Source organism: Paenibacillus sp. J45TS6 (assembly GCF_018403285.1).
Taxonomy (GTDB): domain Bacteria; phylum Bacillota; class Bacilli; order Paenibacillales; family Paenibacillaceae; genus Paenibacillus.
In genome coordinates this window covers 163889-182396 of the sequence record NZ_BOSJ01000009.1, presented here as the reverse complement: position 1 = coordinate 182396, position 18508 = coordinate 163889, and the positions used below count along the sequence as shown (strand labels likewise).

Sequence of the window (18508 nt, the reverse complement as noted above, 5' to 3'; positions counted from 1 at the left end):
GTGACTGAGGAAGAATTAGAACATGCCCTCCAACTTATTAACAACAGACCAAGGAAATGTTTAGGATGGAAAACTGCTCACGAATCATTTGAAGAAGAAGTGTCGCACTTGGATTGACAATCCGTCATTAAAAAAAGAAAATTGGACGTCTCTTATTCTTTTGCGTGATGTTATAAATGCAGTGCTACAGAGCTAGCAGTAGCGGAGTAACAAATGAATTCCGAGAAGCGAAGCGTCCGCCTTTGTGATTGGAGTTGTACCACTGAGTTGATAGGATTAAAAACTCCAATCACAACAGCGGTCATGGAATCATTTGTGTACGTAGCGGCTATTTTCGTTAGAGCAGTTTGTCACTGCAGAGTGCACTTTGCATAAAGGCAGAAAGCAGCGGAGTAACAAATGAGTTCTAAGAAGCGAAGCGTCCGCCTTTGTGATTGGAGTTGTACCACTGAGTTAATAGGATTAAAAACTCCAATTACAACAGCGGTCATGGAATTCATTTGTGTACGTAGCGGCTAAATATGCGAGATGCGTTCATCATGCAGCGGAATAATGAGCGGGTAATCCATAGAAGAAAGAGGGATTTTTTTGTCAGAGCTATCGGCAGTTGAAGTAAACGATGAGAAACTGAAGAAAGAACAGGAAGAGCGTATTGTTAATCAAGTCGCTAAAGAACTTTCGCTCTCATTAAAGCAGGTAAGAACAACTGTATCCTTGTTAAACGAAGGGAATACCATTCCTTTTATCGCAAGGTACCGTAAAGAAATGACAGGCGAGCTGGACGAGAATGAGCTGCGTCTGATTGAAGAAAGAACGGTCTACCTTCGTAATCTGGAAGATCGTAAAGTGGAAGTCATTCGCATTATTGAAGAGCAGGGCAAACTGACGGAGGAACTAGCTAAGTCAATCAAACAAGCGGTCAAACTACAAGAAGTAGAAGATTTGTACCGTCCTTATCGTCAAAAACGTAAAACCCGTGCGAGTGTAGCGAAAGAAAAAGGGCTTGAGCCATTATCCGAGTGGATCTGGAATCAGCCGAAACAAGGAAATGTAATGGAAGAAGCCGCTCGTTATGTGAACGAAGAGCTTGGAGTAGATAGTGCAGATACGGCGCTGCAAGGAGCGAAGGATATTTTAGCTGAGAATATCGCTGATGATGCATCCATTCGTTCATGGGTAAGAAGATATACACTGGATCACGGTATGCTGACTTCAGAAGCGAAGGATATCGATGTGGAATCCGTATATGAGAATTACTATGACTACCGTGAACTCGCTAAAAAAATGCCGCCGCATCGAATTCTTGCGATTAACCGTGGAGAACGTGAAGGCATACTGAAAGTGGGACTCGATGTTAATGCAGAACCGGTTCATAACTATATTGGCCGTCAGTTGCTGAAATCATCATCGGTCGTGACGGACATTCTCGAAAATGTAATTATGGATGCTTATAAGCGCCTGATCGCTCCTTCGATTGAAAGAGAAGTACGTGCTGAGCTAACAGAAAAAGGCGAAGCACAGGCCATCTCTATTTTTTCTGGTAATCTGCGCAGCTTGCTTTTGCAGCCGCCGATTCCGAATAAACGTGTACTTGGCGTCGATCCTGCTTACCGAACTGGCTGTAAACTTGCGGTTGTAGACGAAACAGGAAAACTGCTTGAGGTAGCTGTAACGTATCCGACACCGCCGAATAATAAGAAGCAGGAAGCATTAGCTAAGTTTAAAGAGCTGATCAGCAAATATGATATCGAATTGATTGTTATTGGAAACGGGACAGCTTCTCGTGAAACCGAGCAATTTGTAGCGGAAGTCATGCAGGAGATCGGAGATCCAAATCTTGCTTATTTGATCGTGAATGAGGCAGGAGCAAGTGTATACTCTGCTTCCAAGATTGCGCAGGAAGAATTCCCTGATCTGGATGTAGCAGAGCGTAGTGCTGCCTCCATTGCCCGCCGGGTTCAAGATCCGCTGGCTGAACTTGTGAAGATTGATCCAAAAGCCATTGGTGTAGGTCAATACCAACATGATGTATCTCAAAAACATCTGGAGGAAAGTCTGAAAGCCGTTGTAGAATCTGCCGTTAACCATGTTGGCGTTGATGTGAATACAGCTTCTCCTTCGCTGTTGTCTTATGTAGCGGGAATAAACTCCACGATTGCTAAAAACATTGTGAAATACCGTGAAGAGCATGGTAAGTTTTCTTCTCGTAAAGAACTGCAAAAAGTACCGCGTCTAGGCGCGAAGACGTTTGAACAATGTGCTGGTTTTATGCGTATTTCGGAAGGGGATAACCCGCTGGATAAAACAGCGATTCACCCGGAATCTTATTCTGTAGTTGACCGGGTCTTTGCAGAACTCAAAGTGGACCTGGATAAACTGGGAACCGAAGAACTGACACGGATCTTGGAAGAACAAAGCGCACAAGAACTTGCTGACAGAGTAGAAGTCGGTCTGCCGACACTGCGCGATATTCTTGAGAACTTACAGCGTCCGGGTCGTGACCCGCGTGAAGAGTTGCCGCTTCCTATTTTCCGGACCGATGTACTGAAGATTGAAGATCTGGAACCGGGAATGGAGCTGCAAGGTACGGTTCGTAATGTAATTGACTTCGGTGCTTTTGTAGACATTGGCGTGAAAAGTGATGGACTCGTTCATATCTCGCAGCTTAGCAACGGATTTGTAAAGCATCCAATGGATGTGGTATCCGTAGGAGATAATGTAACGGTATGGGTGCTTAGCGTAGATTTGAAAAAGGGCCGCGTCGCTCTCACGATGAAGGACCCAAATCAAAACAATCAGTAATCATTCGTAAGGACAGTAAAAGCCGATGATGAGAATGCCCTTTCTGATTCACCGGCTGGCAGCTGTTTATAGATCAGGCTCATTAGACATACCATGATGAGCGCCTGGGCGATTACGATAGAAGAACCAGCATTCGTTCAGCAGGCGAATCTGCCTTCGATCTTTCTTATGGAAAGCACGCATGAGTTGGTTACTAAGCCATTGGGGCACAGGGAAGTCCCTCCTCCATAGGTTCATTTCTGTACGTTAGCATATGGGGAGAGAGCCCGAATTGTGCCAGTTCACATGAAAATAACCGTTCTACAAGGGATGTAGAACGGTTATTTGTGTGTTTTTTTTATAGTGGATGATGTAGAGTAAGTTCTTCTTCTTCATACCATTGTTCGAGCTGTGCCTGAAGGGCACGAATCTCGGTTAGCAGGGCGATCAGTGGATAGTGTTCTTCTTTTACAGCTGCAAAGGATTTCTCTAGATCGTTAATATAGGCAAGACCTTGTGTAATCACATAGCGTTCTTCCAGCAGGTCCAGCTGATCACATTCAGCGATGGCTCTAGGAAGGGTAGGAACAATATCGGCGGTCAGCTTATCGATTTCTTTATTCAGCCGAAGATTCAGTGCGCTGAGCTGATAAGCATAATCGGAAGGCATTTCCACAAATTCTAACTGATCGGCGTGTTGCAGAATAACGTATCGCATTTTAGACATACGTGCATTTCTCCCCTTTAGTTCGGTCAGTGGTTCCTTGACAGTGTATCCCAAGGTATACTTACAATCAAGTAGAAACAACGAAAGAAAGAGAGCTGAGCATATATGAATTCCATGACGAACGAAGAACTTCAGACATGGATTGAGCGCATCTCACTTGAAAGTTTTGGCGTTCCATTTCAGCATGAAGCATCGTTTAACAGCAGGCTAACCACGACGGGAGGCAGATACATGCTCCGTAGTCACCGAATAGAGATTAATCCGCATCAGCTTAAGGCTTATGGCAAAGAAGAGGTCGAGAAGATTATTAAGCATGAACTATGCCATTATCATCTACATATACGAGGGAGGGGCTATCGTCATCGCGACCCTGAATTTAAACAGCTTTTAGCAAAAGTAGGGGGAAGTCGTTTTTGTCAGTCCTTGCCGGACGGAAAAGGCCGGAGAACCCTGCCCTATAAATATAAACTCGTCTGCCAGAAGTGCGGGCAAACGTATCAGCGTAAGCGCAAGGTAGATGTTAGAAAGTATCGGTGCGGCAGATGCAGCGGTCCGCTTGTCATGTCGGAGATAGCCACTCCCTAAGTTTCATAGATGAAGGAGAGTATTTCATTGCAACCTATTTTACGTGTAGAAAATATGAGGAAAAAGTACGCAGGTCTAGATCGACCTTGGTTATTTGAGCAGGTGACAACAGACGTTTACCCAAATGATCGAATTGCACTGATTGGTGTATCTGGTCAAGGGAAGAGCACTTTGCTCCGCATTCTGTCGAGACTAGACAAGCATGACGATGGTGTCTTGGAGTACAGCGGCGTTTCATATGAACAAGTGGACCCGAGAGAGTGGAGGACTCATATTGGTTATGTAGCGCAGCAGGCTGTGATGATTGAAGGAACAGTAGATGATAACCTTCGGCTGTATAGCTCCCTGCATCAGAAAACATATGATGAGGAACTGGCTCATCTTTTGCTAGAGAAGGTGGGTCTGTCTACCCTGGATCTTACTCAACATGCAAAAAGTTTGTCTGGTGGGGAGAAACAGCGTATTGCGCTTGTGCGATCTTTACTGATGCAGCCTGAGGTTCTCCTTCTTGATGAGATTACGGCCTCGCTGGATCAAGGAAGTAAGAAAAGAGTAGAAGAACTTCTTCATGATTGGGCGCACACTCACCAAACTGCGATGATCTGGGTTACTCACGATCTGGAGCAAGCTAGGCAGGTTTCAAACCGGATATGGTTTATGGCCCAAGGAACATTACTTCATGACCAAGGTTCTACTGAATTTTTTGAATATCCGGCAGATGATGAGGTTGTCCGGTTTTTGAATGCAGCGGGGAAGGCAGGAACACATAAATGTCGATTGTAGCACTTAGTTTCACTCTGATCTTTGTCATGATTACTATGCTTGCTTCGGTATGGCAAAAGGTCGGTCTAGAAAAAGAAATTGCCATCGGAACCATTCGCTCTGCTATACAGCTTTTGCTTGTCGGGTATGTTTTGCAGTATATTTTTAACACTAAAAATCCTTTGCTCCTGCTACTCATTATTCTAATTATGATCCTCGTGGCATCTTATAATGCATCGAAACGAGCGAAGGGGATAACAGGGATAGTCTGGCGGATCTTTGTATCGATTGCACTCACGGAGCTGCTGATGATGGCACTCGTACTTGGTCTAGGGATTGTTGAAGTGTCTCCGCGTTACATTATTCCCATCAGCGGGATGACCATCGGGAATGCGATGGTGGTAGCTGGACTATTCTTAAACCGAATGAAGGAAGAAGTGCATTCGTCAAGACCAGAGATTGAAACTTTGCTCGCGCTGGGGGCAACAGCCAAGCAGGCATTACAATCTCAATTGAAAAAAGCGGTAAAATCAAGTATGATTCCTACCATAGATAGTATGAAAACGGTAGGGATTGTTCAGCTTCCCGGTATGATGACCGGGATGATTATAGCTGGTGCAGACCCAGTAGAAGCGGTAAAGTATCAAATACTTATTGTGTTTGCTTTTACAAGTTCTGCGGCAATTACGGCGATTACGTTGTCGCTGCTGAGCTATAAATCGTGGTTTACAGCGGATTTAAGAGTCAAGGAAATTTGAAGCTTGACTCTTCTTTAAAGTTTTGATAAATTATATATAGTTAATGATCCCTGATAGCTCAGTTGGTAGAGCACTCGACTGTTAATCGAGTTGTCACAGGTTCGAGCCCTGTTCGGGGAGCCATTCTTTGGAGAGATACCCAAGTGGCTATAAGGGGACCCTCTGCTAAGGGGTTAGACTGCGTAAGCGGTGCGAGGGTTCGAATCCCTCTCTCTCCGTTCGAAGAACAATAGGAAAGCCCGTGAGGGCTTTTTTTTTGTTGTCTACATTCTGGAATTGAATATTTGTATTTTATAATTGATTGAAGGTCTATATTCTAGAATGGATAATTTCTTATTGTTATAAGAATGAGGCGATACGAAAGGAACTTTATAAAATAGACGTGAATTATAAAAAAATGAATTATAAAAAAGAGCGCATGGAATTCGGATTCCATGCGCTCTTTTTGTTACATCTACCGATTGTTCACCGGTAGGTTTTTTAATTTCCGTTCAATGGCGTAGGCGACGCCATGTTCTGTATTTTTCAAGGTAACTTCTTTAGCAAGTTCCTTGATCTTCGGATTGGCATTACCCATAGCAACAGAATGATGGGCCATGGATAACATCGACACATCGTTAAAGCTGTCCCCGATCGCCATTGTATCTTCCATAGATACTCCAAGACGGGATGCCAGTTTACTTAGCGCATTTCCTTTGGATGCTTCCGGATGTTCTACCTCAAAATTATGGTCTGCAGAAATGACCATGGCTACATTTTCGTCGTTTCGGAACTGAGCTCGGCCTTGCTCCAGTTTCTCGGGGTCAAATGAAAGAGAAAGGATATTGTAAATTTCGGCACTCTCCGGAATGTTACGGTAACTCGGAATACGCACGATTCCCGTTTGTTCATATTGTTTCTCTGCGAGCCTTAGCAAACGATCCATACTTTCCTCCGGGTTCGCACTAAGGGCCCGGTCAATTTCGATAGACATGAGTTGATGTCCTTGATTGGGAGAATAGATTGCTTGATCGGTGAGTACTTCATAATAAAATTCGTTCGCTTCCAGCCATTCAAGTATGCTAAATGCGATTTTTCGATCCATAGGAATGGATTCGATTTTATTTTCATTTTCATCATGGATGGTAGCTCCATTAGCCGCAATAACGGGTGTAACAAGTCCAGCCTTTTTACAGATGGCTCTTACATCAGCATGGGCCCTTCCTGTAGCGATAACTACATGGACCCCATTATTTTGGGCAAAACGGATCGCATCCGCATTCTCCGAACTAATCTGACTTTCGGTATTCAGCAGTGTTCCATCTAAATCAATCGCAATAAGTTTAATCATGATAATTCCTCCTGTTCTTCACTAGAATCCGGCACCAAAACTTCCACCTGATGTTGTTCAAAGAAATCCATCATGGTTGAGCTCGGAAGTTGGTCTGTGATAATGACATCAACTAGGGACCAGTCTGCAAATCGGTAGAAATAATTCCGGCCAAATTTGGAATGATCCGCAAGGACGATGACCATTTCGGCTTGTTCCATCATCTTACGTTTTACTTTTCCTTCCTCATCATCTGCACTAAGTCCGTCCGTAGTAATTCCGCCGACTCCAATAAATGATTTCTCAACATAATAATTAGATAAGGCTTCGATTACAGAAGCTCCGTATACATAACGGTGTTCTTTATGCAGAATGCCACCCAGAAGTCGGATATGGACCGAGTCCTTTTCGGACAGCAAATCAGCTGAGTTGATGGAGTTCGTAATCACGGTGCAATGTTCGGCATGTAAAAATTCAGCACAGGCTTGAACCGTGGTAGAAGAGTCAAGAATGATACGGTCACCTTTGCGAACCAGAGCGGCAGCAAGTTTCCCGATCTTTTTCTTTTCGTCTGAGACAGTGACAAGTCGGTCTTTATAATTTTTGAACTCCTGAATCGGGGAGGGGAGAAGCGCGCCTCCGCGAGTACGGACAATAAGGTCTTGTTCTTCGAGCTTAATGAGATCACGTCTCGCTGTATCTCTAGATACATCGAACTGATGACAAATCTCTTCAATAGAAATTCGTCCCGCGTTAGCAAGGTGATCCATAATAAGTTTCATCCGTTCTTCCTGATACAATTTGGAAACCTCCTAACAATATGCATCATTATAAGTAATTTTAATGTTTTGTAAGTCAAATTGCAATATTTAAAACAAAACACCTTAATATAAAAGGCTGTTATGCCATTTTAATAAGGAAACATAAGTTTTTATTTTTCTGATAAAAAAATTTTAAAAAGGGGTTGTCATGGCTATTTATATTATGTTATACTCTATCTTGTCGCTGAAGAGCACAGAATGTTACTAAGGCCCGTTGGTCAAGGGGTTAAGACACCTCCCTTTCACGGAGGTAACAGGGGTTCGAATCCCCTACGGGTCACTTTTTCTCTTAATGATTTATGAAGAAACCAATACGTGTTATGGCATATAACATCATGGAACTTCTCATCAAGAGCCATTAGCTCAGTTGGTAGAGCACCTGACTTTTAATCAGGGTGTCGAAGGTTCGAGCCCTTCATGGCTCACCAGTTATAATCTTATATGCGGTCGTGGTGGAATGGCAGACACGCTACCTTGAGGGGGTAGTGGGTGTATACCCGTGGAGGTTCGAGTCCTCTCGACCGCATCATATCGAAGAAGAGTCTTGTGCATTAGCATAAGGCTCTTATTTTTTTCTTTTCATAGAAAGAGTGATCTGGGCGTAAAAATAGTAAAAGGACTGTTTCCGGAACCGATTGAGAATACGGGCCAAGAAAAGTCCTTTTGAGATTAGAAAGGAGAGTATTAAATTATAATGGAATCAATTTCATAACTGATTAAAGCGACGAAAGGTATTATGAAATTGATTCAATGGAATAAAGTTTATTCAAAATAATACATAAACCCAATTGCACCGACACCTGTATGTGTACTGATGATAGGTGAGGTATAACTGATCTCTACATCTTCATAACCAGTAAGCTCATGAATTAAATCTTTCAGCTGAGAAGCGAGTTTAAGGTTTTCGGCATGTGCGATTCCCACTTTGTGAATTGTTTTTCCTTTCACATCTTCAGCAAACTGCTTGGCCAGATATCTTGCGATCTGGGCTTGGCTTCTAAGATTTACGACGGGAGTATAGTTACCATCAATAAGAGAAGCAACAGGCTTGATATGCAGGAGAGAGCCGATCAGTGCTTTTCCTTTTCCGATGCGTCCGCCTTTTACCAAGTTATCAAGTGTATCTACCGCGACAAACAGTTTCGTATTTTTCCTGACCTCTTCTACTTTACTTATGATTTCTTCAGCTGTTTTGCCTTGCTCCGCCATTATAGCAGCTTCGATTACTTGATAAGCGAGTGCTTTGGATGTAAATTCGGAATCGATGACAGTTACTTTGGCATCTGACATGTCGGCAGCCATTTGCGCTGAACGTACAGTGCCGCTCATGCCTCCGGTCATATGAATGGATATGATCTCGTACCCTTCTTCATGAAACCGGTTATATCTTTCTAAAAATTCGCCGGCAGCCGGCTGAGAACTCTTAGGCAGCTCATCGCTTTGGATCATTTTTTGAATGAATTCTTCAGGTGTAATATCTATTTGGTCAAGATAGGTTTCGTCTTTAATGGTAAAAGAAAGAGGTACCACTTCAATACCGTATCTTTGAATGACGGAAAGGTCGAGATCCAGTGTAGAGTCCGTCACAATTTTAATTTTACTCATTTGTTCACTCCTTCATAAATAGAGGCCATCATATCAAGAATAACGTATTTTTATCGTAATCACCAGTGACAGATATAACTATATAGAACGCCCACAGTAAGTACAAATATCGGACGGAGAACGCACATGTTGTGTGTTATAATATGGAATTAAAACCTGGGTTATATGAGTTGCTAGTCTACAGATTGCTGGACTTTCAGATTAGTATGACTTCATGGAAGGCGGTCTTATATGCATTCGATTTACGAACGAATTGAGCATCTAATTATGAATAGAGGCATGACCAAAAAAGCGTTTTGTGAGGAATTAAAAATTAGCACAGGTAATTTAGGGGATTGGAAGCGGGGGAAATCAACTCCGAGTACAGCGAAACTAATTGAGATTTCTGCTTTTTTTGGGGTGAGTTTGGATTGGATCATGCTTGGCAAGTTTAATGAAGAGATTAGAGAGCAGAAAGCTGTCTATCATATGGATACACTTGATTTGAATGTAAACGTAGAGGGGTTAACTGCGGAAGAGCAGACATTCATCAGAGAGTATATTGAATTCACGCAATATCGCAAAAGAAAACAGATGAGTCTCTACGCCAGCAAAGCTCCTGAGAAGGGTAACAGAAAATAACGGATTACATAAGGGTATTTAAAATAGCTATCACATAACAGACCATGATCTTATAGATCATGGTCTGTCTGATTTGTTTTTATATTTTTTAAGCGGCAGTGATTTCGTAGTTAGCTTGCTTAGCGAATAGGTCTGGGAATGGAACGGGTTTCGTTCCATTAGGGAATGTAGCTTCTTTTTCGCAAACGACGAGTGATGTATCCTTTTCTTCTTCTGACCAGTGCACGTGAACTCAACCTTTCACCGTGTATTCTGTTTTTCATGTAAATTATACTCACATAATATTAGACAAATTGTCAATTCAGTTCTTTATTTTTGTTGTTATGCACCATATAACTAGGCATAGAATAAAAATATGTAAGGTATATTGACACTAAAGATTTCATCCCTCTATAATGTGAGATACCAAACATTGATGGAAAAACAGGAAATAAATGTTCGGTTTGGGCTAACTGATTAAAGGGGATGGGGTTCATGTTGATGCGAAAGTTCGGTAAATGGTTTCCTGTGGTGTTAACAGGTGTGATTATGTTATCTGGTTGTGTATCTGGAGGAGAAGGTCCAGCTAGGCAATCGTCTGCTGCGGAAGGCAGTGGTACGGTAAGTGCTTCAGATGGTGACACGATTAAAGTGGGCATTCTGCATTCTCTCAGCGGAACGATGTCTATTAGTGAAGTATCGGTTAAAGATTCCGAAATGTTGGCGATTGAAGAAATAAATAGGGCGGGCGGGGTGCTCGGAAAACAAATCGAACCCGTTATGGAAGATGGTGCTTCGGATTGGCCAACTTTTGCAGAAAAAGCTGGGAAACTTCTGCAGCAAGATCAAGTGGCTGCGGTGTTTGGTGGCTGGACATCGGCAAGTCGAAAAGCCATGCTGCCTGTTTTTGAACAAAATAATGGACTGTTATTCTATCCCGTACAATACGAAGGACTTGAATCCTCCCCGAACATTTTCTATACCGGAGCTACAACCAATCAACAGATTGTTCCATCTGTAAGCTGGCTGCTTGAGAATCGTGGCAAGAAATTCTTCCTGCTGGGTTCGGATTACGTCTTCCCTAAAACAGCGAACAAAGTCATTCAGGCACAGCTTGAGGCAGAAGGGGGAGAAGTGGCCGGAGAAGAATATACTCCCCTTGGTCATACGGATTACAGCACAATTATCAACAAGATCAAAGCCGCAAAACCAGATGTTGTTTATAACACGCTGAATGGAGATAGCAACGTTGCCTTCTTCAAACAACTAAAAGACGCAGGGATCACATCAGAGGATCTAACGACCTTGTCTGTCAGTGTAGCGGAAGAAGAGATTCGCGGTATTGGTGCGGATGTACTCGCAGGTCATTTAGCAGCTTGGAACTATTACCAAACAACGGACACACCGGAGAACACTAAATTTACGGCTGCTTATAAAGCGAAATATGGAGCTGACCGGGTGACTGCTGATCCTATTGAAGCCGGATATACTGCCGTTTATTTATGGAAAGCAGCAGTTGAAAAAGCAGGATCTGTTGATGTGGCTAAAGTGAAAGAAGCAGCTAAAGGCATTGAGTTTAATGCGCCAAGCGGCAAAGTGACCATTGATGGAGAGAACCAGCATATATACAAAACGGTACGTATAGGCGAAGTTCAGTCCAATGGACAGTTCAAAGAACTCTGGAACTCGGGTGAGCCTGTGAAGCCTGATCCGTATCTGGAAACCTATGAATGGGGAAAATCACTTGGCGCTAAATAACTTGTTTCTACTATAGATAGATTAGAAGGGAGGCGGCATAATCGATGGATATGTTTTTGCTGCAAGCTTTTAATGGCTTGAGTGTAAGTTCCATTCTGCTTCTGATTGCACTCGGCCTCGCCGTAACCTTTGGACTGATGAACATTATCAATATGGCGCATGGCGAGATGATTATGGTCGGTGCTTATGCCACTTATGTAACACAAAATTTATTTGTCTCCTACATGCCCTCTTCTTGGTTTAATACGTACTATCTTGTCGCGCTTCCTGCTGCATTCCTTCTTGCGGCGGGGGTCGGCTGGATGCTTGAAGTGCTTCTTATCCGCCACTTATACGGAAGACCCTTGGATAGTTTGCTTGCAACCTGGGGAGTAGGAATGATTCTGCAACAACTGGCAAGGACGATTTTTGGTGCCCCGAATGTCGGGGTGACCAGTCCTTCCTGGCTTAAAGGAGGAGTGGCGGTTACGGAAGGGATCACGCTTCCTTACACACGTTTGTTCATTATTCTGCTGGTCGCTGTCGTGCTCTTCAGCATGTATATCTATATTTATAAAACAGCAGCAGGACGCCGGATGCGTGCTGTTATGCAGAATCGAAATATGGCAGGCTGTCTTGGAATCTCTACTCGGCGCGTTGATGGACTTACCTTTGCTATTGGTTCCGGTATTGCGGGAGTGGCAGGATGCGCACTTACTTTGCTTGGCCCCATCGGACCATCGATTGGAACCTATTACATCGTAGATGCATTCATGGTTGTTGTTCTAGGCGGTGTAGGGAAATTGATTGGTACCGTGACGGGGGCCCTTGGAATAGGGGTCTTCAATACCTTATTCGAGACGTACACAGGTGCATCCATCGGTAAAGTGCTTGTATTTGCATGCATCGTTGCTTTCCTTCAATGGAAACCGAGAGGGCTCGTGGCACTACGTTCACGGAGTTTAGACTAGAGGGGGACTTAGGATGCCGTTTATAAATAGACTGGGAACACGGGGGCAGCGAATTGCCTGGGGAGTAGTGCTGATTCTGATGAGTCTGGCGCCGCTCGTCTCCACGGAATTTCGGTTAAGCTTACTTGCGAAATTTCTTGCTTTAGCGATTCTTGCCATTGGCCTTGATCTGATCTGGGGTTATGGAGGGGTGCTAAGTCTAGGACACGGAGTATTTTTTGGACTTGGTGCTTACGCCATGGCGATGTATCTAAAATTACAAGCCAGCGGGTCGGCACTGCCCGATTTCATGGTATGGAATAGTGTGACGGAACTTCCCTGGTTTTGGGCGATCTTTCGGTCTTTCCCTTCTGCGTTTTTACTTGGAATCATATTGCCCGGATTACTTGCTTTCTTGCTTGGGTTGTTCACCTTTCGAAACCGGATTACCGGTGTATATTTCACCATATTAACGCAGGCGCTAGTCATGATCATGGTAACGCTGTTTGTAGGGAAGCAGGAATGGACAGGAGGAACCAATGGGTTAACCGGATACCATCACATTTTTGGGATGGAGCTTCATCGTCCATCAACGACCATTATCCTTTATTATGTAACGCTTCTGATTCTAGTCTTGTCTTATGTGCTCTGCAAAAGAGTGGTGCGCAGCAGGTTTGGTCAAGTGCTCGAAGCCGCCAGAGATGGTGAGAATCGAGTTCGATTTCTCGGATATGATCCTGCATGGTACAAAACAATGGCGTTTACCTTGTCCGGTGCGCTTGCTGGACTTGCGGGGATGCTGTTTGTTCTTCAGGTTGGCATCATCTCTCCTTCGATGATGGGGATTGTTCCCTCCATTGAAATGGTGTTATGGGTTGCGCTTGGCGGCCGGGGAACGCTGGTTGGAGCTATGATCGGGGCTGTAGTGCTGAACGCTGCAAAAACAGGAATTAGTGAAGCGTATCCAGAAGGATGGCTTTTCGTTATGGGTGGTCTATTTGTAGCTATCGTATTATTCATGCCTAAAGGCCTTGTTGGTGTATATCACAGTGTAACTGGCATGTGGGTCCGAAAAGGAGGTGCGCTAGATGGTCAGTCCGTCCGTAAACGTAAGCATAAGCAAGCAACTTCCTAACGAAAAGATCGTGCTCACGGTTCAAGATATCACGGTTTCTTTCTTTGGATTTGTAGCAGTACGTAATATGAATTTATCCTTAAAACAGCGAGAACTTCATTTCTTAATCGGTCCAAATGGAGCGGGAAAAACAACCATGCTTGATGTGATCTGCGGAAAAACCAAACCTGTATCAGGCCAGGTTCTTCTTCCGGATGGTACGGATCTTATTTCTAAGAAAGAACATCAGGTCGCAAGACTCGGTATTGGCCGTAAGTTTCAAGCGCCTTCTGTATTTGGAGGGCTGACTGTGCGTGAGAATTTAGAGATCGCACAGAATCCTAACAAAAAAGTATTTTCCACGCTGCGTAAACGGCGAGGGGGTTGTCTCACAAGAGAAATGAAAGAAGTGGTGGAACAGATTGGTCTAGGACATCGCTTGAATCTTAGGGCGGGCTCTTTATCCCATGGAGAAAAGCAGTGGCTTGAGATTGGAATGCTTTTACTTCAAAAGCCTGAGGTGCTGCTGCTTGATGAACCTGTTGCAGGAATGACGGATGAAGAGACGAATAAGACGGGGGTGCTGTTGACAGAAATTGCAAAAGAGCGATCTGTAGTGGTGGTGGAACATGATATGGAATTTGTTAGACAGTATGCGCAGAAGGTCACTGTAATGCATGAAGGAACACTGCTCACCGAAGGGACGATGGAAGAGGTTCAGCAGAATCCAGTAGTTGCCGAAGTGTATTTGGGCAAAAGGAGGAAGAATGATGCTGTTGTTGAAGGGGGTTGAATCCGGGTACGGGGAAAGTGTGGTGCTTCGTCAGGTGCACCTCGATATAAAACCAGGCCAGGTTGTGTGTTTAATGGGTCGCAACGGGGTAGGAAAATCAACACTGCTGCGAACACTAATGGGTATATTAAAGGTTCGTAAAGGCAGTATTCATTGGGATGGAAAAGAAGTGACAAAGTGGGATTCGGCCAAACGTGCTCGGGTTGGAATTGGCTATGTCCCTCAGGGAAGAGATGTCTTTCCGCAGATGAGTGTCAGAGAAAATCTGTTGCTTGGACTTGAAACGGCTCCTAAGGGAACGAAAGTAATTCCAGCAGATGTGCTCGAAATGTTTCCTGTGCTGAAGACGATGATGAATAGACAGGGCGGCGATCTGAGCGGTGGTCAACAGCAGCAACTTGCCTTCGCCAGGGCGCTTGCTACAAGGCCGCGATTATTATTGCTTGATGAACCGACAGAAGGGATTCAGCCGTCTATTGTAGATGACATCCGTGATGTTATCATTCAGATTAAGAATCAGGGGAATACAGCAATTTTACTTGTGGAACAAAGCGAAGAATTCGTTCGAAGTGTGGCGGATTATATCTATGTGATGGATAAAGGCGCTATTGCCATGCATGGGAAACCGGAAGAGCTTGAGCTTGCCAGCTTCGAACATTATCTGACGGTTTAATGAAAAAACGTTAATTAGGTACTCTATCCTGCGCTTCTCTAAGCAACTCTTCTGTGTTCGGATGAACAGAGAAGAGTTGCTTATTTAGGCTTCGTCTAGAAAATGAGAATACTGAGGGTACACTCTTCTTATACAATCAGGACAAATATCATGTGTAAACTCGGCGTGTGTATTTTTTTCTACAAAACTCTCGACAGGATTCCATTCATCCTCTTCGTCTCGAATTCGTTTACATACAGCGCAAATGGGCAGCATACCCCGAAGGGTTTTGATCTGGGAGGAAGCGTGGCTGAGATGGGTTTCCAGTGTTTTAAAAGGAGTGATGTCATAATACGAAATGACGAGACCGACAAAATCGGGCTGAAGAGAAGTTTTGTATGGGGAAGCTTCTAACTGAAACCATGTATACCCTTGATCTGTAAGGGTACTTATTTCGCAGGCGTAACCGGTTGTATGTCGTTCCAATACTTTTTGCAGATGAAGAATAATGAGCTGTATATTGTGTATGCAGGTTCCTGGAATTTCACTAAGGACCCTGTAATAATTCATCTTTAAATAGCTCTCTGCAGGATAGGGAAGAAGCTCAGAAATTTTGGTGAGCCATGTTTGATTGTATGAAGAAATGAGTCCTTCTTCATTAATTATTACAGTCGCAGAACGAAATTGATCGTAGGAATCTTCGAGTGTAAGCGGGTTTGCTTCAGACAATGGCCGTCTCTCCCTATTAAATATTTCGTTCTTAAAAAATGAATAAAGAAGGAGTTGTCTTCTTTGTATTTCTATAAAAGTATAGTTATATTATATACGTTGTTACGTCATCTAACAATGATGAATAACTTACATACGTCTTTCTTTTCCGACAATATCGTCGATAGATGATGAAAAACACGCCGAAATGGATAATCGGCGTGTTTTAAGGGGAGGAAGAGGGTGCTTAATACGAGGAGAGTTTTGATGGAGTTCTGAATGCCTTAGTGCCTTCTTCAGGAAAAGGAAAGTTAGGAAGAAAAGGTTGGATGGTGAAACGGGAAGGGTGAAATACAGAGGTGTCAGACAGATCTATTTTGTTCCATTCCTGATCTAAATGTTCTCCTAATGTTCTATATAGTTGTTCAAGTTCGTTTGGTTTCAAAGAAAGGAGTTGTCTTGCGTGAAGGAAGCACACGTTCTTGGCAGCGTGGAGATAGCTGGATACGGCATTTAATAGGGGGACGCCAATCTCGTAATTAATCCAAGCATGAACGACAGGCAAAGAGATGACAGCGCCGTACTGTTCGGCGGCTTTTTCAAGTGGAGAAAAGTCCATCCATGGATGCAATGCTTTGGATAACTTGATGAGTCGTTTTCCCGTTGCTCTTGGTGAATTCCGCTGTTCTGCAGGAGAGTGTTGAACATGAAGCGTCTTATCGATAAGTGCTATTCTCCGGTAATCTTGCTTAGCAGCAGCGCTGTATGTTCCTTTGATGGCCAGACCTTCGATTCTGATGAGATTAGGGTAAAGTTCGTGACGCATAAACGTATCCAGATCCTGCGTAGTACAGACCATTCCTCTCTCAATCTTTGACTTAAGTCCGAAGGAGTGAGAAAACCCTCCTACCTGAAGTGAGGAATCAAGCAATTTTACATAATCGAGCAGCTTATTTCCTCGGTTCATTCCGTTCGCCTCCCTGAGTTATGGTGATGATGGAATTTGATAAAAAGCGGAGATTGATTATTATGTTATATCAATGTTATGTTTATGGAATTTCCGTTCTGTTTGATACCTATTCTTACATATAAAAACTGGTAAAGTCAACATAAATCTCTATATTTATAATTATACGTTATGTAAATTAACGTCAACTTAACGTAAAATGAGTGTTTGATTCCTTGTTTTATGTTTTTGGCATGTGAAAAAAGAAAATAAAATTTTTTTTGGTTTTTGTCTTTACATGATATAGGTTTATGTGTATAATATATTTTGTTGGCACGAAAACGTTGCTGATGAACAAGATACGCGGTCGTGGTGGAATGGCAGACACGCTACCTTGAGGGGGTAGTGGGTGTATACCCGTGGAGGTTCGAGTCCTCTCGACCGCATCAGACAGAAAGAGACCTTGAAGTTATAACTTCAAGGTCTCTTTTTTTTGTGCTCTTATCCCTTAACGTGATAAGAGCTTTGTGATATCAGCTTCAATTTTGTCCGGGGTCGTCTGCGGACTGTATCTTTTTACAATGTGTCCTTCTTGATCCACAAGAAATTTAGTGAAGTTCCATTTGATCGCTTTCGATCCTAGAATACCAGGTGCCGTGGTCGTTAGATATTTGAAGAGGGGATGAGCATCTTCTCCGTTCACATTTACTTTCTCAAACATAGGGAAACTGACACCGTAATTCATCTGGCAAAATTCAGCGATATCATCACTTGTCCCTGGTTCTTGACTCGCGAATTGATTACTTGGAAAACCGAGTACTTCAAAAGACTGCTGATTAAATTTATCATAGAGTTCTTGTAATCCTTTGAACTGCGGTGATAATCCGCATTTGCTGGCGGTATTAACGATAAGCAGAATTTTACCTTTATAAGCTGACATCTGAAGTTCCTGCCCTTTTAGGGTATTAACATTGAAATCATAAATGGTCATAGACTGACCCACCGCCTCGTCTTTTTCTTCTCATTATAAGAGAATAGATAAGGGGTTTACAATATTTTCTGCAATTAAATTTTAAACAATTAATAAAGGGAGTTGAACAATGTGAGGCAAGTATATATCTTGTCTTCTTAAGGTTTAAACAAAATATATGTAATACTGAGATACAAAGAGGTTAGAGGATATGGAAGCCTTATTGTTTCGTTTTTTGGGTGAATTTAGGGGGATATGGCGTAATACTGACTGAAGTGAGCTCTAGAATACCTTTACACCGTTCTGCTTCGGGTGTATGATTCATATCGTAAATCTTGAGCACAAAGAAAGACGAGTTACATTTTATAAAACAATAGAAATTCTCATTACTATGCTTGCTGAATTTTCGTCTTGATGTATTCAAACGAAAAACGGGGGAACCAATGATAGCAGGGCTGCTTAGATCGGTGTAAAAGCTGGTTCTAGGAACTTTGTTGGGGTGAATCTTTATTCGTCGAATGACAGTGCCATTCGATGTGTAAGGAAGGGCGACTCTCATCGTCCGAATCCGACAGCTAACCTCGTAAGCTAATAACTTGAGAGAGGAATGATGAATCTTGTGATCGTTTATCGACCGCAGGGGCGCTAACCCTCTGTGGTTTTTTATTGTTTTCTACGCTGAATTTTTAG

Annotated in this window: 19 protein-coding genes, 6 tRNA genes, 1 pseudogene and 1 riboswitch; of the genes and pseudogenes, 17 read left to right on the top strand and 9 right to left on the bottom strand. The window is 43.1% G+C overall.

Going from position 1 to position 18508, the window contains the following annotated elements; all coding sequences use genetic code 11:
* Both KJS58_RS15190 and KJS58_RS15185 read left to right on the top strand, forming a co-directional pair.
* Nucleotides 1-117 (top strand): annotated as a pseudogene (locus KJS58_RS15190) (IS30 family transposase); the annotation flags it as partial.
* 471 nt (nt 118-588) lie between these two features.
* On the top strand, nt 589-2802 hold the full coding sequence (locus tag KJS58_RS15185; protein WP_213533531.1) for a Tex family protein: 2214 nt from the start codon (nt 589-591) through the stop codon (nt 2800-2802).
* 66 nt (nt 2803-2868) lie between these two features.
* Here KJS58_RS15185 and cmpA read toward each other — a convergent pair whose 3' ends face one another.
* Both cmpA and KJS58_RS15175 read right to left on the bottom strand, forming a co-directional pair.
* Nucleotides 2869-3012: a cortex morphogenetic protein CmpA gene (cmpA, locus tag KJS58_RS15180; protein ID WP_213533529.1), complete on the bottom strand. Its 144-nt coding sequence runs from the start codon at nt 3010-3012 to the stop codon at nt 2869-2871.
* Nucleotides 3013-3139: 127 nt separating this feature from the next.
* Complete coding sequence (locus KJS58_RS15175) at nt 3140-3508, bottom strand: hydrolase/acyltransferase (RefSeq protein WP_213533527.1); 369 nt, start codon at nt 3506-3508, stop codon at nt 3140-3142.
* A gap of 114 nt (nt 3509-3622) precedes the next feature.
* Here KJS58_RS15175 and KJS58_RS15170 point away from each other — a divergent pair, with 114 nt between their 5' ends.
* From KJS58_RS15170 to KJS58_RS15150, 5 genes are all read left to right on the top strand, one after another.
* Nucleotides 3623-4093: a SprT family protein gene (locus KJS58_RS15170; protein ID WP_213533525.1), complete on the top strand. Its 471-nt coding sequence runs from the start codon at nt 3623-3625 to the stop codon at nt 4091-4093.
* A gap of 54 nt (nt 4094-4147) precedes the next feature.
* Nucleotides 4148-4876, top strand: coding sequence for an ABC transporter ATP-binding protein (locus KJS58_RS15165; protein ID WP_213533523.1), 729 nt, complete (start codon nt 4148-4150; stop codon nt 4874-4876).
* Nucleotides 4864-5613, top strand: a complete 750-nt coding sequence (locus KJS58_RS15160) for an ABC transporter permease (RefSeq protein WP_213533521.1) — start codon at nt 4864-4866, stop codon at nt 5611-5613. The genes KJS58_RS15165 and KJS58_RS15160 overlap by 13 nt, the downstream gene beginning before the upstream one ends.
* Nucleotides 5614-5660: 47 nt before the next feature.
* Nucleotides 5661-5736, top strand: a tRNA-Asn gene (locus tag KJS58_RS15155).
* A gap of 6 nt (nt 5737-5742) precedes the next feature.
* Nucleotides 5743-5831, top strand: a tRNA-Ser gene (locus KJS58_RS15150).
* A 236-nt stretch (nt 5832-6067) separates the two neighbouring features.
* Here KJS58_RS15150 and KJS58_RS15145 read toward each other — a convergent pair.
* Nucleotides 6068-6940, bottom strand: coding sequence for a Cof-type HAD-IIB family hydrolase (locus KJS58_RS15145; RefSeq protein WP_213533582.1), 873 nt, complete (start codon nt 6938-6940; stop codon nt 6068-6070).
* Nucleotides 6940-7722, bottom strand: a complete 783-nt coding sequence (locus KJS58_RS15140; protein ID WP_213533519.1) for a DeoR/GlpR family DNA-binding transcription regulator — start codon at nt 7720-7722, stop codon at nt 6940-6942. The genes KJS58_RS15145 and KJS58_RS15140 overlap by 1 nt, the downstream gene beginning before the upstream one ends.
* A gap of 229 nt (nt 7723-7951) precedes the next feature.
* Here KJS58_RS15140 and KJS58_RS15135 point away from each other — a divergent pair.
* The 3 genes from KJS58_RS15135 to KJS58_RS15125 all read left to right on the top strand — a co-directional run bounded on the left by KJS58_RS15135 (nt 7952) and on the right by KJS58_RS15125 (nt 8269).
* A tRNA-Glu gene (locus tag KJS58_RS15135) sits at nt 7952-8023 on the top strand.
* Between the two features lie 72 nt (nt 8024-8095).
* Nucleotides 8096-8171, top strand: a tRNA-Lys gene (locus tag KJS58_RS15130).
* 15 nt (nt 8172-8186) lie between these two features.
* Nucleotides 8187-8269, top strand: a tRNA-Leu gene (locus KJS58_RS15125).
* 236 nt (nt 8270-8505) lie between these two features.
* On the opposite strand, the gene KJS58_RS15120 is transcribed toward KJS58_RS15125, so the two are convergent.
* Complete coding sequence (locus tag KJS58_RS15120) at nt 8506-9348, bottom strand: DegV family protein (protein ID WP_213533517.1); 843 nt, start codon at nt 9346-9348, stop codon at nt 8506-8508.
* 231 nt (nt 9349-9579) lie between these two features.
* On the opposite strand from KJS58_RS15120, the gene KJS58_RS15115 reads away from it, so the two are divergent.
* Nucleotides 9580-9969 carry a helix-turn-helix domain-containing protein gene (locus tag KJS58_RS15115; protein WP_213533515.1) on the top strand — a complete coding sequence of 130 codons (390 nt, stop codon included), beginning with the start codon at nt 9580-9582 and terminating at the stop codon, nt 9967-9969.
* Between the two features lie 88 nt (nt 9970-10057).
* Here the strand turns inward: KJS58_RS15115 and KJS58_RS15110 are convergent, their stop codons facing one another.
* Nucleotides 10058-10195: a hypothetical protein gene (locus tag KJS58_RS15110; protein ID WP_213533514.1), complete on the bottom strand. Its 138-nt coding sequence runs from the start codon at nt 10193-10195 to the stop codon at nt 10058-10060.
* A gap of 248 nt (nt 10196-10443) precedes the next feature.
* On the opposite strand from KJS58_RS15110, the gene urtA reads away from it, so the two are divergent.
* The 5 genes from urtA to urtE are packed head-to-tail and all read left to right on the top strand — an operon-like array spanning nt 10444 to nt 15215.
* Nucleotides 10444-11706, top strand: a complete 1263-nt coding sequence (gene urtA / locus KJS58_RS15105) for an urea ABC transporter substrate-binding protein (protein WP_374705818.1) — start codon at nt 10444-10446, stop codon at nt 11704-11706.
* A 44-nt stretch (nt 11707-11750) separates the two neighbouring features.
* Nucleotides 11751-12656, top strand: a complete 906-nt coding sequence (gene urtB / locus KJS58_RS15100) for an urea ABC transporter permease subunit UrtB (RefSeq protein WP_213533512.1) — start codon at nt 11751-11753, stop codon at nt 12654-12656.
* A 13-nt stretch (nt 12657-12669) separates the two neighbouring features.
* Complete coding sequence (urtC, locus tag KJS58_RS15095; protein WP_213533510.1) at nt 12670-13770, top strand: urea ABC transporter permease subunit UrtC; 1101 nt, start codon at nt 12670-12672, stop codon at nt 13768-13770.
* Nucleotides 13724-14542 carry an urea ABC transporter ATP-binding protein UrtD gene (gene urtD, locus KJS58_RS15090; protein WP_213533508.1) on the top strand — a complete coding sequence of 273 codons (819 nt, stop codon included), beginning with the start codon at nt 13724-13726 and terminating at the stop codon, nt 14540-14542. Before urtC ends, urtD begins: the two co-directional genes overlap by 47 nt.
* Nucleotides 14520-15215: an urea ABC transporter ATP-binding subunit UrtE gene (gene urtE, locus KJS58_RS15085; protein WP_213533506.1), complete on the top strand. Its 696-nt coding sequence runs from the start codon at nt 14520-14522 to the stop codon at nt 15213-15215. The genes urtD and urtE overlap by 23 nt, the downstream gene beginning before the upstream one ends.
* An 84-nt stretch (nt 15216-15299) precedes the next feature.
* Here urtE and KJS58_RS15080 read toward each other — a convergent pair whose 3' ends face one another.
* A complete protein-coding gene (locus KJS58_RS15080; RefSeq protein ID WP_213533504.1) occupies nt 15300-15923 on the bottom strand; it encodes a hypothetical protein in 624 nt (207 codons plus the stop codon).
* 226 nt (nt 15924-16149) lie between these two features.
* Entirely contained in the window at nt 16150-16869 is a 720-nt protein-coding gene (locus tag KJS58_RS15075; RefSeq protein WP_213533502.1) for an urease accessory protein UreF, read from the bottom strand.
* Nucleotides 16870-17211: 342 nt separating this feature from the next.
* On the opposite strand from KJS58_RS15075, the gene KJS58_RS15070 reads away from it, so the two are divergent.
* Nucleotides 17212-17294, top strand: a tRNA-Leu gene (locus KJS58_RS15070).
* A gap of 62 nt (nt 17295-17356) precedes the next feature.
* Here the strand turns inward: KJS58_RS15070 and KJS58_RS15065 are convergent.
* Nucleotides 17357-17839, bottom strand: coding sequence for a glutathione peroxidase (locus KJS58_RS15065; protein WP_213533500.1), 483 nt, complete (start codon nt 17837-17839; stop codon nt 17357-17359).
* Between the two features lie 365 nt (nt 17840-18204).
* Nucleotides 18205-18424: riboswitch (cyclic di-AMP (ydaO/yuaA leader) on the top strand.
* The last annotated feature ends 84 nt before the right edge of the window (nt 18425-18508 follow it).

Coding starts and splice junctions, on each gene's coding strand:
- KJS58_RS15075 (WP_213533502.1), bottom strand. CDS start 16,869: ATGAACCGAGGAAATAAGCTGCTCGATTATGTAAAATTGCTTGATTCC.
- KJS58_RS15065 (WP_213533500.1), bottom strand. CDS start 17,839: ATGACCATTTATGATTTCAATGTTAATACCCTAAAAGGGCAGGAACTT.
- urtD (WP_213533508.1), top strand. CDS start 13,724: ATGGTCAGTCCGTCCGTAAACGTAAGCATAAGCAAGCAACTTCCTAAC.
- urtA (WP_374705818.1), top strand. CDS start 10,444: ATGTTGATGCGAAAGTTCGGTAAATGGTTTCCTGTGGTGTTAACAGGT.
- urtB (WP_213533512.1), top strand. CDS start 11,751: ATGGATATGTTTTTGCTGCAAGCTTTTAATGGCTTGAGTGTAAGTTCC.
- KJS58_RS15115 (WP_213533515.1), top strand. CDS start 9,580: ATGCATTCGATTTACGAACGAATTGAGCATCTAATTATGAATAGAGGC.
- KJS58_RS15160 (WP_213533521.1), top strand. CDS start 4,864: ATGTCGATTGTAGCACTTAGTTTCACTCTGATCTTTGTCATGATTACT.
- urtE (WP_213533506.1), top strand. CDS start 14,520: ATGCTGTTGTTGAAGGGGGTTGAATCCGGGTACGGGGAAAGTGTGGTG.
- KJS58_RS15165 (WP_213533523.1), top strand. CDS start 4,148: ATGAGGAAAAAGTACGCAGGTCTAGATCGACCTTGGTTATTTGAGCAG.
- urtC (WP_213533510.1), top strand. CDS start 12,670: ATGCCGTTTATAAATAGACTGGGAACACGGGGGCAGCGAATTGCCTGG.
- KJS58_RS15120 (WP_213533517.1), bottom strand. CDS start 9,348: ATGAGTAAAATTAAAATTGTGACGGACTCTACACTGGATCTCGACCTT.
- KJS58_RS15170 (WP_213533525.1), top strand. CDS start 3,623: ATGACGAACGAAGAACTTCAGACATGGATTGAGCGCATCTCACTTGAA.
- KJS58_RS15175 (WP_213533527.1), bottom strand. CDS start 3,508: ATGTCTAAAATGCGATACGTTATTCTGCAACACGCCGATCAGTTAGAA.